The sequence below is a fragment of the Streptomyces sp. NPDC029292 genome (genome assembly GCF_055569295.1).
Genome location: NZ_JBVHXR010000005.1, coordinates 339291 through 351920, shown reverse-complemented (window position 1 = coordinate 351920; position 12630 = coordinate 339291). Strand labels below are relative to the sequence as shown.

The 12630-nt window shown below is 68.8% G+C and carries 8 protein-coding genes and 4 tRNA genes; 8 read left to right on the top strand and 4 right to left on the bottom strand.

Annotated elements, in window-relative coordinates; all coding sequences use genetic code 11:
• Both ACZ4WS_RS15035 and ACZ4WS_RS15030 read right to left on the bottom strand, forming a co-directional pair.
• Positions 1-1887: DEAD/DEAH box helicase (locus ACZ4WS_RS15035; protein WP_467980478.1), on the bottom strand; the 1887-nt coding region annotated here is incomplete at its 3' end.
• Between the two features lie 927 nt (positions 1888-2814).
• Positions 2815-3165 (bottom strand): metallopeptidase family protein, encoded by a 351-nt coding sequence (locus ACZ4WS_RS15030; protein ID WP_467980477.1) that lies wholly within the window; start codon positions 3163-3165, stop codon positions 2815-2817.
• 130 nt (positions 3166-3295) lie between these two features.
• Here ACZ4WS_RS15030 and ACZ4WS_RS15025 point away from each other — a divergent pair, with 130 nt between their 5' ends.
• From ACZ4WS_RS15025 to ACZ4WS_RS14990, 8 genes are all read left to right on the top strand, one after another.
• The gene (locus tag ACZ4WS_RS15025; protein WP_467980476.1) at positions 3296-4912 is read left to right on the top strand and encodes a metallophosphoesterase family protein; all 1617 of its coding nucleotides are present in this window, start codon (positions 3296-3298) and stop codon (positions 4910-4912) included.
• A gap of 80 nt (positions 4913-4992) precedes the next feature.
• Positions 4993-5065 (top strand) — tRNA-Glu (locus tag ACZ4WS_RS15020).
• Between the two features lie 49 nt (positions 5066-5114).
• Positions 5115-5189, top strand: a tRNA-Asp gene (locus ACZ4WS_RS15015).
• Positions 5190-5214: 25 nt separating this feature from the next.
• Positions 5215-5288 (top strand) — tRNA-Phe (locus ACZ4WS_RS15010).
• Positions 5289-5539: 251 nt separating this feature from the next.
• A complete protein-coding gene (locus tag ACZ4WS_RS15005) occupies positions 5540-5737 on the top strand; it encodes a hypothetical protein (protein ID WP_467980474.1) in 198 nt (65 codons plus the stop codon).
• Between the two features lie 123 nt (positions 5738-5860).
• Positions 5861-9814 carry an ATP-dependent RNA helicase HrpA gene (gene hrpA, locus ACZ4WS_RS15000; protein WP_467980473.1) on the top strand — a complete coding sequence of 1318 codons (3954 nt, stop codon included), beginning with the start codon at positions 5861-5863 and terminating at the stop codon, positions 9812-9814.
• A gap of 94 nt (positions 9815-9908) precedes the next feature.
• Positions 9909-9983, top strand: a tRNA-Asp gene (locus ACZ4WS_RS14995).
• 298 nt (positions 9984-10281) lie between these two features.
• Positions 10282-10473, top strand: coding sequence for a DUF6274 family protein (locus ACZ4WS_RS14990; protein ID WP_467980471.1), 192 nt, complete (start codon positions 10282-10284; stop codon positions 10471-10473).
• A gap of 468 nt (positions 10474-10941) precedes the next feature.
• Here the strand turns inward: ACZ4WS_RS14990 and bldC are convergent, their stop codons facing one another.
• Positions 10942-11148: a developmental transcriptional regulator BldC gene (bldC, locus tag ACZ4WS_RS14985; RefSeq protein WP_003949541.1), complete on the bottom strand. Its 207-nt coding sequence runs from the start codon at positions 11146-11148 to the stop codon at positions 10942-10944.
• A gap of 620 nt (positions 11149-11768) precedes the next feature.
• Positions 11769-12617: a DUF8083 family protein gene (locus ACZ4WS_RS14980; RefSeq protein WP_467980469.1), complete on the bottom strand. Its 849-nt coding sequence runs from the start codon at positions 12615-12617 to the stop codon at positions 11769-11771.
• Positions 12618-12630 lie beyond the last annotated feature (13 nt).

The following is a 12630-nucleotide window of genomic DNA, read 5'->3' as shown; positions in this document are numbered from 1 at the left end:
GTTGTCCTGACGGTCGCGGTTGAAGCCGCCACGGTCGTCACGGTTGAAGCCACCACGGTCGTTGTCACGACGCTCGAAAGAACGGCCACCACGGTCGTCGCGGCGGTTGTCCTGACGGTCGCGGTTGAAGCCGCCACGGTCGTCACGGTTGAAGCCACCACGGTCGTTGTCACGACGCTCGAAAGAACGGCCACCACGGTCATCGCGGCGGTCGTCACGACGGAACCCACCACGGTCGTTGTCACGACGGTCGCGGTTGAAGCCGCCCCGGTCGTCACGACGCTCGTCGCGACGGAAGCCACCACGGTCGTTGTCGCGACGCTCGTAGTTGCCCCGCTCGTCACGGCGCTGACGCGGCTGCTCGTACGCGGGACGCTCGGCGGGCTGCTCGGACGCGGCGGGCGCCTCGGCGGGAGCCTCGGTCACGGCCTGCTCGGCGACGGCCTCCGCGGCGGCGGCAACAGCGGCCTCCGGGTCCTCGCCCCGCTCGCGCGCGGCACGGGCGACCAGGCGGTCGGCCTCGCCACGCAGCTCGACCGCGCGACGCTGCGCGCGCTCCAGCTCCTTGGTGAGCTGCGAGACCTCACGCTCGGCCTGCTGCGCGGCGTCGCCCGCGGACTGGGCCTGGACCTCGGTCATCGACCGGGCGCCGGTGATCTCGGCGACCTCGGGCTCGAAGGCCGTACCGGAGTTGATGATGTGACGCGCGGCGTCGACGCCCGCGTCCTCCATCAGCCGGAAGATCTGACGGCGCTGGTGCGGCAGGGACAGCGACACGACGGTGCCGGAGCGGCCCGCGCGAGCGGTACGGCCGGAGCGGTGCAGGTAGTCCTTGTGGTCACCGGCGGGGTCGACGTTCAGCACCAGGTCGATGCCGTCGACGTGGATACCGCGGGCGGCGACGTCGGTCGCGACGAGCGCGTTGACGTAACCGTCCTTGAAGTCGGCCAGCGTCCGCGTACGGGCGCCCTGCGTCATGCCGCCGTGCAGCGCGTCGGCCTTCACACCGGCGTCGCGCAGCTGCTCGGCGATACGGTCGGCGCCCAGCTGGGTGCGGACGAAGATGATCGTGCGGCCCTTGCGGGAGGCGATCGCGGCGGTGACCGGCGCCTTGTCCTTGGGCTTCACGATGAGGATGTGGTGCGACATGGTCGTGACGTTGCCCTGGGCGCTGTCGACCTCGTGCGTGACCGGGTTGCTCAGGTAGCGCTTGACCAGCGTGGAGATCTCGTTCTCCATGGTGGCCGAGAACAGCATGCGCTGGCCGCCGGCCGGGACCTGGTCGAGCAGCTCGGTGACCTCGGGCAGGAAGCCCAGGTCGGACATCTGGTCGGCCTCGTCGAGGACGGCGATCTGGGTGTTCTCCAGCGAGCAGGCGCCGCGGTTGATGATGTCGCGCAGCCGGCCCGGGGTGGCGACGAGGACGTCGACGCCGCGCTCGAGGGCGTAGATCTGGTTGCCCATGGAGGTACCACCACAGACGACCTTCATCTTCAGCCCGAGCACGTCGCCGTACGGCTGAAGCGCGTCCGCGACCTGCATCGCGAGCTCACGGGTCGGGGTGAGGATGACGGCGCGCGGCTTCTTCTTCTCGGTGTGACCGCCTGCGAGCTGCGCCAGGGTCGGCAGACCGAAGGAGAGAGTCTTGCCGGAGCCGGTGCGGCCGCGGCCGAGGATGTCCTTGCCGGCCAGGGCGTCCGGGATGGTCGCCGCCTGGATCGGGAAGGGGGTGGTCACGCCGTTCTGCGCGAGCTTGCGGACGACGCCCTCGGGGAGACCGAGGTCGGCGAAGGTGATCTCGGGGGCGGACTCGACGGCGCTCTCGGGAGCGGTGTTCTCGTCACCGTTCTCGGGCACGACGACGTGATCAGTACTGGAAACAGACATGCGAAATGCGAACCTTCCGGAGTTCTTCGGCACGCGCCCAAACTCCGTGAAGTCGCAATCGACCGCCTCTATGCGGTCCGGCCACGGCAAGGGAGAGTACGCGCCACGCGACGCTCTCTGCATTGGCGCCGGGCAATTGGGATCAAACGATCTACTACCATACGCACCCCCCACCCCTGAAGGCAAACCGAGCCCGAAAGCCGCAGGTCAGAGAAGATCTCGGCCCTCCAAGGAGGATTCCAAGGAGGATCCAGCCCACCGGAAACGTCCTGCACCGGCTCCCCCACGGGAGACGCCTAGGCAGGCTCCCCCGCCCGAGGCGCCGGCTCCCGCTCCACCAGTTGCGTGGTCTGCTGCTCGTGCGCGGAGGACGAGGGCTCCGCCGACCCCGGCTCGGACGCCGGAGGCGACGACGCCGGCGGCGGCTCAGGCGGCGGCTCCGCCGTCGGACCGGTAGGACTCGGCTCCCCGTTGGGCGGCGCGGATACCACCGGCTGCCCCTTGCCGCCCTTCGCCGGAGCCTTGGCGGACGGCTTCGCACGCCCGGACTCCGACGCCGGCGGAGACGCCGACCCGGAGACGGATTCACCGGGCTTTGGCGAGGCGGCACCCCCCTTCGCCCCCTTCCCCCCGTGGAACCCGACGCCGCCCCCGCTCACCGCGGACCCCCCGTCGGGCGCCTCCCCACCCCGCTGCCCCGCCGAGTGCGAGGGCCCGGGGCGGCCCGCGTCGTCACCCACACTCATGCAACCGGCGGCCGCGGCGACGGCCATGACCGTGGCGGCCAGACGAACGGGTACGTACAAGGCGCGCACGGGCAGCCACCTCCGAGGCGGATCGGTGAGTCCCCCTGCCCAACTCCCGCCGCCCACAAGAAGACACGCGTCCCACAGACCGACCGCGCGAAACCGCCGGAGCGACCGAACCTCAGCCGTACCCGAGCGCGTGCAACCGGGCGTCATCGATCCCGAAGTGGTGAGCGATTTCATGCACCACGGTCACTTCGGTCTCCGCGACCACGTCCTCCCGCGTCTCGCACATCCGCAGCGCCGGCCCCCGGTAGATCGTGATCCGGTCCGGCAGCACGCCCGCGTACCACTCCCCGCGATCCGTCAGCGGAGTCCCCTCGTAGAGCCCGAGCAGCTCGGGATCTTCGGCGGGCGGTTCGTCCTCGACGAACACCGCCACGTTGTCCATCAACCGCGTCAGTTCGGGCGGAATCCGGTCCAGCGCCTCGGCGACCAGTTCCTCGAACTCCTCGCGCGTCATCTCCAGCACACGGCCATTGTCCGGTACGGGGCCCCAGTCGGAGAGTCGACGGCAGCCCCGTACGAGAATCGATGACGCCTCCGTACGAGAGTCACGGCGGCACCGCATACCCACCGCCACACTTGGGCATACGGGACCAATGGCCCGCGTCCCCCCTGCCGCAACCGCCGTCCTGCACCGCATACGAAGCCGCGTCCCCGCCGTGCGAAGCCGCATCCGTACCGCAGCCCGTGGCCCGACCCGCCACTACCGCGCCCGCCGCCCGCACCCGGCGGTCGAGCTCGTCCCCCAGCCGCACCCCTACACCCGTGCCCTCGGCCTCGTCTGCGTCGTACTCCTGGGCGCCTGGCTGGGACTGCTGATCGTGGGGAACGTGCGCGTCCCGGTCGGCCCCATGAACACCACCATGACCCTTCGCCCCTCCCTCACCGGCGGCACGAAGATCAACGTCTCTCCGCTCGGCGCCCTGGAGCTGCGCAGCCACGAGGCCCCGCTGCGCCTGGACGTGGACGTCGACCAGCTCGACCCGGTCCGCTCCCAGGCCCTGGTCGACCACCCGGAGCGGCTGTCCGGTCTCCAGGACGAGGTCGCGCAGGACGTCGAACACGGCACCCTCGACCTGGCCGTACGCTCCTGCATCGCGGTCGTCTCCGGCGCCACGGCGCTCGGCCTCGCCGTCTACCGCCGCCCCCGCCGGGCCCTCGCCGCCGGCGGCCTGGCCCTGACACTCCTGGCCGCGTCCGGAGCGACGGCCTTCGCCACCTGGAACCCCAAGTCGGTCCTGGAACCGAAGTTCTCGGGACTTCTGAGCAGCGCCCCCTCCCTGGTGGGCAACGCCCGCAGCATCGTCAGCGAATTCGACGTCTACCAGAAGGAGTTGGCCCGCCTGGTGACGAACGTGACGAAGCTGTACGACGTCACGTCCACGCTCCCGGCGTACGAGCCCGACCCGACCACGATCCGGGTCCTGCACGTCTCCGACATCCACCTCAACCCGGCGAGCTGGAAGATCATCGCGTCGCTCGTGCAGCAGTACGCCATCAATGTGATCGTCGACTCCGGCGACACGATGGACCACGGCACGGCGGCCGAGAACGGCTTCCTGGACCCGATCGCGGACCTCGGAGCCCCGTACGTCTGGGTCCGGGGCAACCACGACTCCCTCCTCACCCAGCGCTACCTCGAACACATGAAGAACGCGCACGTCCTGGACGACGGCCGGGCGATCACGGTCGCGGGCCTGCGCTTCGCCGGCATCGGCGACCCGCAGTTCACCCCCGACCGCGCGGTCACGCCGGGAGGCAACACGGCGGAGGAACTGGCGGGCACACGGCTCGCGACGGCCCTCCACGACCAGCGGACAGCGGGCACTCCCGTCGACATCGCCATCGCCCACGAGCCGTCGGCGGCGCGCCTGACCGACGGGAAAGTACCTCTGGTCCTGGCCGGCCATCTGCACCACGAAGAAATGGAGGTCATGAAGTACGGAACCCGCCTGCGCGTCGAAGGCTCGACCGGCGGCAGCGGGCTACGAGCCGTCGAAGGCACGTACCCGGACCCCATCGAGGCCTCGATCCTCTACCTGGACCGCGACACCCGCCGCCTCCAGGCCTGGGACGAGATCAAACTGGGCGGCCTGGGCCTGACAACGGCCGAGGTCAGCCGCCACCTCCCCAAGGAGAACCAGCCAGGCGCGACCCCGTCCCCGACCCCCTCCCCCACACCGTCCCCCACCCCCTCCACGACCACCCCTTAAACCGTTTTGGCGATACCTCCCGCCATCCCATATGCTTCTCACGTCCCCGACGCGCTGAGAAGCGCCCAGGCGGGCCGATAGCCCTCATCGTCTAGCGGCCTAGGACGCCGCCCTTTCAAGGCGGTAGCACGGGTTCGAATCCCGTTGGGGGCACGCAATACCGTGTGCGACACTGTTTTACGCATGCCGCACGCAACAGCTTGGTCCTGTGGAGCAGTTTGGAGTGCTCGCCACCCTGTCAAGGTGGAGGCCGCGGGTTCAAATCCCGTCAGGACCGCTGAGGTTTCTTCACGAAACCTCGTGGCTGGGTAGCTCAGTTGGTACGAGCGATCGCCTGAAAAGCGATAGGTCGCCGGTTCGACCCCGGCCCCAGCCACAGCATCGAAGGCCCCGTCCGTCAGGACGGGGCCTTCGTCGTATCCGGAACCGTTGGGTACCGGTGCCTCCGGCCCAACTTGGCGTGTCCCCGGCGCGGCGCTACGTTCTGGCTGCCGAAACAGCACTTTCTGGTGGGGGGACCATGACGACGAGCCCTGACACGGGTCGCAAGCCATATCGGAAGCCACAGGCGAGTCGAAGGCCACGGGCGAACTGAAGCTGGAGCGGGACCGTGCTCTCTTCGGTCTGGTGGCCGTCGGACTGAGCAATGTCGTGATCGCGGCGATCGCGGTGGTCGCGGTGTGGCAGCTGGACGGCGACAAGTCGGTCGCCCTCGGCGTCATCAGCGCCGCCTTCACCGCCGTCAGCACGATGACCACGGCATATCTCGGAATCAAGGCCGTCTCGAACACGGCGAAGTCCATCGCGCTCCGCGAGCGGCCATAGCGGGACCGAGCCGAGCGCGGTGAGGCAGACGGCCCCCGGAACGGGCCCCGGCGAGCGCCCCGCGCGTCCACAGCGCAAAAGCGTTCGCCACTCATTTCACCGAGGTGAGATCCTGGACCGCGTATGTCTACGCATCCTGCCCCCGTTCTCGGCGATCTCGCCGCCCGCCTGGCCGAGCTGTCCCTGCGCGACGCGCACCGGCTCGGGCGCAGGCTCGAAGGCGCGCGGAAGATCCGCAAGCCCGAGGCCCGGTCCGCCGTGCTCGCCGAGATCGAGGCGGAGACCGCCAAGGCCGAGGCCCGGATGGCCGAGCGCCGCACGCGTGTGCCCGCCGTCACGTATCCCGAGCAGCTCCCGGTCAGCCAGAAGAAGGACGCGATCGCGGCCGCCATCCGTGATCACCAGGTCGTGATCGTCGCGGGTGAGACCGGGTCCGGCAAGACCACCCAGATCCCGAAGATCTGTCTTGAGCTCGGGCGCGGGGTCAGGGGCATGGTCGGGCACACCCAGCCCCGTCGTATCGCCGCCCGCACCGTCGCCGAGCGGGTGGCGGAGGAGCTGGACACGCCGCTCGGCGAGGCCGTCGGCTGGAAGGTCCGCTTCACCGATCAGGTGAACCAGGACGGCACCTTCGTCAAGCTCATGACCGACGGCATCCTGCTCGCCGAGATCCAGACGGACCGCGAGCTGCGCGCGTACGACACGATCATCATCGACGAGGCCCACGAGCGATCCCTCAATATCGACTTCCTGCTGGGCTATCTGGCTCAGCTGCTGCCCAAGCGCCCGGATCTGAAAGTCGTCATCACCTCCGCGACCATCGACCCGCAGCGCTTCTCCCGGCACTTCAGCGATGCCCCGATCGTCGAGGTCAGCGGGCGGACCTACCCCGTCGAGGTGCGCTATCGCCCCCTCCTCGAAGAGGACGCCGACGACGCCGACCGCGACCAGATCACCGCGATCTGCGATGCCGTCGAGGAGCTCCAGACCGAGGGCAAGGGCGACATCCTCGTCTTCCTCTCGGGAGAGCGGGAGATCCGCGACACCGCCGACGCGCTCACGAAGAAGAACTACCGCTTCACTGAGGTCCTCCCCCTCTACGCCCGCCTCTCGCACGCCGAGCAGCACCGCGTCTTCCAGCCGCACACCGGGCGCAGGATCGTTCTGGCCACCAACGTCGCCGAGACGTCCCTGACCGTCCCGGGCATCAAGTACGTCATCGACCCGGGCACCGCCCGCATCTCCCGCTACAGCCACCGCACCAAGGTCCAGCGCCTGCCCATCGAGCCGGTCTCGCAGGCCAGCGCCAACCAGCGCAAGGGCCGCTGTGGTCGTACGAGTGACGGCATCTGCATCCGGCTGTACTCCGAGGACGACTTCCTGACCCGCCCGGAGTTCACGGACGCCGAGATCCTCCGGACGAATCTCGCCTCCGTCATCCTCCAGATGACCGCGGCCGGCCTCGGCGACATCGAGAAGTTCCCCTTCATCGACCCGCCGGACCACCGCAACATCCGCGACGGTGTCCAACTCCTCCAGGAACTGGGCGCGCTGGACCCGACGGAGAAGGACGTACGCAAGCGGCTGACCCCAACCGGCCGCAAGCTCGCCCAGCTGCCCGTCGACCCCCGCCTGGCCCGCATGGTCCTGGAGGCCGACAAGAACGGCTGCGTCCGCGAGGTCATGGTGATCGCCGCCGCGCTCTCCATCCAGGACCCGCGCGAGCGCCCCGCCGACAAGCAGGCGCAGGCCGACCAGCAGCACGCCCGCTTCAAGGACGAGACGAGCGATTTCCTCGCGTTCCTGAACCTGTGGCGGTACGTCCGCGAGCAGCAGAAGGAGCGGGGCTCGTCCGCGTTCCGGCGCATGTGCAAGCAGGAGTACTTGAACTTCCTGCGCATCCGCGAGTGGCAGGACATCTACACGCAGCTGCGCACGGTCGCCAAGCAGATGGGCATCCATCTGAACGAGGAGGACGCGCCCGAGCAGAGCGTCCACGTGTCGCTGCTCGCGGGTCTCCTGTCCCACGTCGGCATGAAGGACGTGAAGGACGGCGCGAAGAACGAGTACCTGGGCGCCCGGAGCGCCAAGTTCGCGGTCTTCCCGGGCTCGGCCCTCTTCAAGAAGCCCCCGCGCTTCGTGATGTCCGCCGAGCTGGTGGAGACCTCGCGGCTCTGGGCCCGCGTCAACGCCAGGATCGAGCCCGAGTGGGTCGAGCCCCTGGCCGGGCATCTGCTGAAGCGCACGTACAGCGAACCGCACTGGGAGAAGGACCAGGCGGCGGTGATGGCGTACGAGAAGGTCACGCTGTACGGCGTACCGATCATCGCCCAGCGGAAGGTCAACTACGGGCGCATCGACCCCGAGACGAGCCGCGAGCTGTTCATCCGCAACGCGCTGGTCGAGGGCGACTGGCGTACGCACCACAAGTTCTTCGCCGACAACCGCAAACTCCTCACCGAGGTCGAGGAGTTGGAGCATCGCGCCCGGCGCCGGGACATCCTGGTCGACGACGAGACGCTCTTCGACTTCTACGACCAGCGGGTGCCCGAACACGTGGTGTCCGGGGCGCACTTCGACTCCTGGTGGAAGAACAAGCTCCACGAAGGAGAAGGGGCGGCCGAACTCCTCGACTTCGAGCGCTCGATGCTCATCAATGAGCGCGCCGGGGATGTCAGCAAGGACGACTATCCGGACTCGTGGCGGCAGGGACGGCTCAAGTTCCGCGTCACCTACCAGTTCGAGCCGGGGGCGGACGCGGACGGTGTGACCGTCCACGTCCCGCTCCAAGTCCTCAACCAGGTCACGGACGAGGGCTTCGACTGGCAGATCCCCGGGCTGCGGGAAGAGGTCGTGACGGAGCTGATCCGCTCGCTCCCCAAGCCCATCCGCCGCCATTACGTCCCCGCCCCGAACTTCGCGAAGAAGTTCCTGGAGCGAGCGGTGCCCCTGCAGGAGCCGCTGACGACGACGCTCGCCCGCGAACTGAAGCGGATGGTCGGCGTGCCGCTCACGGCCGACGACTTCGACTGGTCCCGGGTTCCCGACCATCTGAAGATCACCTTCCGGATCGTCGACGAGCGGCGCCGCAAGCTCGCCGAGGACAAGGACCTGGAGGCGCTGAGGCTCCAGCTGAAGCCGAAGGCACGCCAGGCGATCTCGCAGGCCGCGGCGGCGACGGCGGAGCGCGCCGGCGGGGAGTCCTTGGAACGTACGGGGCTCACGGACTGGACGATCGGCTCGCTGACGCGCGTCTTCGAGACGCGCCGGGCGGGCCAGCCGGTGAAGGCGTACCCGGCCCTGGTCGACGACAGCGACACCGTCTCCGTACGGCTCTTCGACACGGAGGCCGAGCAGGCGCAGGCGATGTGGAAGGGCACGCGGCGGCTGATCCTGCGCAACATCCCGGTGAACCCGGGCAAGTTCGCCTCGGACAAGCTGACGAACGCCCAGAAGCTCGCGCTGTCCGCGAACCCGCACGGCTCGATCCAGGCCCTCTTCGACGACTGCGCGATGGCGGCCGCGGACAAGCTGATCGGGGACTTCGGAGGACCGGCGTGGGACGAGGAGTCGTACCGGAAGTTGTACGACAAGGTGCGCGCGGAGATCGTCGACACCACGGTGCGTACGGTCGGCCAGGTGCAGCAGGTGCTTGCCGCCTGGCAGGCCTGTGAGCGCCGCCTGAAGGGCGTACAGAGCCCGACGCTCCTGGCGAACCTGACGGACGTACGGACGCAGCTGAACGCCCTCGTGAAGCCCGGCTTCGTCACGGAGACCGGCCTGCGGCGCCTGCCGGACCTGATGCGCTACCTGGTCGCCGCCGACCGCCGGCTCCAGCAGATGCCAACGAACGTCCAGCGGGACACGACCCGCATGGAGAAGGTCCACGAGATGCAGGACGAGTACGCCTGGCTCCTGGAGCAGCTCCCACAGGGCCGGCCGATCCCCTCCTCGGTCCTGGACATCCGCTGGATGATCGAGGAGCTCCGGGTCAGCTACTTCGCCCACGCGCTCGGCACGGCGTACCCCGTCTCCGACAAGCGCATCGTGAAGGCGATAGACGCGGCGGTGCCGTAACGGCGCCTGCACGGTGGGTGAGTTCGACCCCGGGCTCACCCTCCTGTACAGTCTCTTCTCGCAGCACAGCGCACGAAGAGTGGCTGCGAAACCTGGTCCTGTGGAGCAGTTTGGAGTGCTCGCCACCCTGTCAAGGTGGAGGCCGCGGGTTCAAATCCCGTCAGGACCGCATTGATCGAAGGGCCCGCATCCGACAAGGGTGACGGGCCCTTCGCATGCCACCACACCACCCCGAACACGCTCGCCACCCTGCCAAGGTGAAGGCCGCGCCCGCGGCGCAGCCGCAATCGGGTGCAGCAAATCCGTCAGGACCGCATTGATCGAAGGGCCCGGAGCTTCGGCTCCGGGCCTTTTGCGTACGGCCAACAGCCCCGTCCCTGGCGCCCCCGCACCTTGACGGCGTCACATTCCGCCGGTACCCCAGAAACCAGGGCTCTCGACCTCACGGGGGCCGTTGGAGGTGGCGTATGGCGGCGTCCGTTAGGCACGAGACGCGAGCTCTGCTCCGCGCCCACCTGTCGGCCGCCTCCGAGTACCGCCATCTGACGCGGCACTGCCCGATCTGCCACCGGCTCCTGCGGCTGGCCATGGAACCGGCTCCACGCGGCGAGGAGGACCCCGGAAGCGCCGTCGAGGACGAAAGTCCCTCCAAGGCATGACCAAGGGCAGCGGACGCGCGCACCGCCCGGTGGGAGCGTGGACGTACGTCTGCCGACGCACCGGCCCAACTCCTCTAGCGCAGAGGCCGCACGGGCAACAAGGACCGTGGCATGTGACGGGTGTCACCGCATAAGTTTTTGGAACGCAGGAACTTACACCCCACCTACAACTGGTCAATTTAATATGTGCAATTGCACCACCCACCGAGGGTGTCCACAGGGGATCCGACACCCCTCCCCAGACTCCGACAAGGCCGCTCACAGACCGGCCACCCCGGGCATGACCAGGACACAAAAAGATCGCGCTGGACCCGGCGGAGTCCAGCGCGATCGACGACGCACCCTTGAAGCTTCTACAACTGGGACGGGCGTGGGCCCTGTTGGGGCAGAACCCGCGTCGCTTGGAGCTTTGGTTCGGACGTCTCGGCGGGTTGGGGGACCTGCCGAATTGTCCGGTTATGCAGTTGTTCAGGCCTCGCTGCGCTGCTGCGGGATACCCGCGAGCAGTGCGCGGACCTCAGCCTCGCGATAGCGGCGGTGCCCGCCGAGCGTGCGGATGGACGTAAGCTTGCCGGCCTTCGCCCACCGCGTGACCGTCTTGGGGTCGACGCGGAACATCGTGGCGACCTCAGCCGGGGTCAGCAGCGGCTCGGCATCAGGGGTGCGAGCGGTCATGAGCGGCCTCCTCGGGAGAACCGAACCTTCTCGGTTCTTTCCTCTAAATTCTGCACCTTGACCCGCGTTGCCCGAAATGGCGGACGCGAGTCGAGTCGGTTATAGGACGAACGGCTTGTCCTCGGCACTACAACTACACCATCTGTCCAGCCGCGTCGGCCAAACCGATGGAATTGCCCTCCCAGGTGTTCATCAGCCGCGGAAGCCGATGGACCATGCCATAGCGGACAGTCACGCCACTGTGACGATCAGTCACAGGACGATCAGGAGTCACCAGACCCCCCATAGCGTGCAATGCTGAGATTCCACCCATACGTGGGTGGAAGGAACCCTCCCCCGGGCTCCCTTGTCCTATTTTGGCATGAGGAGGTACAAGGGATGCAAGAGTCGGGTAAGTGCCATCCATCACGCTTGACACATGATCGACGCAAAAGCCCGGATCAGGACCTACGTCCCGTAGTGAGGGTTCTTCAGCGTGTGAGGACCATACGCCAGTTCGACGGTTATGGGTGAGAAGCAGGTCACACAGCTCACACACAACACACGCCTCACGCGCCTCACACGCACCACACAGCGCGCCTCAGTGCGTCTCGGTACGCCTCAGCGCGTCTCAGTACGCCTCAGTTCGCCGAGCGCCGGTCCCGGACCGACCGCCAGCGCTCCACGAGCCGGCCGTACGCCTCCCCCGCGGCGACCCCGTCCCCGCTGCGCAGCGCCTCGATGCCCTCGGCCACGTCCGCCGCCGAGTGGTCCCCCTCGAGATGTCCGGCGGGCAGGACATGCACCAGGCCGCCGTAGTCGAGCTCCACCAGCGAGCGCGGGTGGAACTCCTCCAGCCAGCGCCCCACGTCCACCAGGCCGTCGATGAGCGGCCCCTCGTCAATGGTGTCCTTGAGCGTCTTCAGGGCCCGCGCCACCCGCCGCCGCGCCTGCACCATCGGCGTCCGGTAGCGCAGCACCGGCGCGGCTCCGTCGGGCCCCGCCCCCTTCTCGTACTGCCGCTCCTCGTCGGAGACGAGCACGAACCAGTTCAGCGGCACCTGCCAGGTCGAGGTGCGGATCCACGGGCGGGCGTCGGGGTTGCGGGCCATCCAGCGCTCGTAGTCCTGGGCGGCCTGGTGGCGTACGAGCGGGGGCAGGGCCGCGTCCAGGACCGGCGCCGGGAGCTCCTCGGCCAGCTCGCCCAGCGCCTGCCAGCCGCGCAGCCGGGTGCGCCAGGGACAGACGCAGAGCACCCCGTCGACGCTCAGCACGAACGCGTCGCTGCTCTCGTGCACCGGCACCGGGATGGGCGGGGTGGGCAGCAAGTCGGCCAGGGAGCGGCGCAATTCGTCCTGGTACGACGGGCGCTCGGCCCGGCGGGCGTAGCGCGCCCAGTGGCCGCGCTCCGGCTCCGCGAAGGCCGCCAGCGGTTCGTACACGCGCAGATAGGACGCGTACGGAACGATCACCGAGGACACCTTGGGCACGCCTGCTCCCTCC